General features: G+C 31.7%; 1 pseudogene. It reads left to right on the forward strand.

The features are described 5' to 3' along the window. Nucleotides 1–496: pseudogene (locus OL66_RS00875) on the forward strand (hypothetical protein); the annotation flags it as partial.

The following is a 496-nucleotide window of genomic DNA, read 5'->3' on the forward strand; positions in this document are numbered from 1 at the left end:
TACTTTATTACTAATCACAATAATTGGAGGGGCAATATGGTTAATAATTTCTAAATTCTTCCCTGAATCAGCAGCCAAAATTGGACCAGTGGCTAAAGTTATTTGGGAAAAAACCAAAGATTTGGCTTATTATATAAATGAACGCGGTAAGAATTTTTTAGAATGGCTAGGATTCCCTTTAAAACTAATTCCTTACATATTTAATAGTATTATTATTGCAATTGGCTTTATTTTTGGCTTATCTTGTCTTGGAATTCCAGTTATAGGACCTTTTTTAGGCGGAACAATATTAATTACAACAGCTATTTATGCAGGAATAGTTTTTTATTTTAACGAACCAACCCCCAAAGGTGAAACACCACCCCCAAATTTAGTAGAAGTTTATGATTTAGATGCTATCAAAGCAGCAGAAGAGACAAAACTAAAAAAAGAGTTAACAGAATACGCAACAAAACTTTCTCAAGAAGGAAAAACCCCAAAAGAAATTGAACAAAAA

Source organism: Chrysanthemum yellows phytoplasma (assembly GCF_000803325.1).
Classification (GTDB): domain Bacteria; phylum Bacillota_I; class Bacilli_A; order Acholeplasmatales; family Acholeplasmataceae; genus Phytoplasma; species Phytoplasma asteris.